We start from the raw sequence: 525 nt of genomic DNA, 5'->3' as shown, positions 1-525 counted from the left end.
GCAACCGGGACGGGCCGGTGCCGTCCACGACCGGGGTCAGGTCCACCAAGACGGTGACGAACGACCTGCTGCCGTCGCCGCGGACGTGCTTCCATTTGTGCTCATCGACCCCGAGAACGCGGACGCCATCGAAGTGTCCGGGCTGGTCGTAGACCATGGCGCGGGTCTCGGAGACCGCCAGGTCGTTGACCAGATCCCAGCCCAGCCCGAGGGCCTTCGCGACGGCGGACACGCTGGTGCGGTCGATCGCCAAGCGCTGCAGGATCCAGCGGCTGCACCGGCGGGTGGTCTTGGCCCGCGGCTCGGCCAAATCAGGCATGCGCTGCTGGAAAATCCGCGTCTCGCATTCGATGTTGTCGCAGGTGAAGCGCGGTACCCGCACGTGCAGTCTGGTCGGGTGCCCGACGATCGGTAGATCCGTGACCTTCCGCTGGACGTGGTCTCGCAGGCGCCCCGCCATCCCGCACTCGGCGCAGGTCGGGTCGAGTGTGACCGGGGCGCAGAACAGGTGCGTGAGCTCGTCAG

1 protein-coding gene is annotated in these 525 nt (G+C 68.4%); it reads right to left on the bottom strand.

Going from position 1 to position 525, the window contains the following annotated elements; all coding sequences use genetic code 11:
- The coding region (locus DPA01S_RS16145) for a transposase family protein (RefSeq protein WP_198150863.1) at positions 1–525 on the bottom strand (525 nt) is incomplete at both ends.

It is taken from the genome of Dietzia papillomatosis NBRC 105045 (assembly GCF_001570845.1).
GTDB classification, from domain to species: Bacteria; Actinomycetota; Actinomycetes; order Mycobacteriales; family Mycobacteriaceae; genus Dietzia; species Dietzia cinnamea.
The sequence above is the reverse complement of the archived record's forward strand: the minus strand, read 5'-3'. Positions and strand labels throughout refer to the sequence as shown.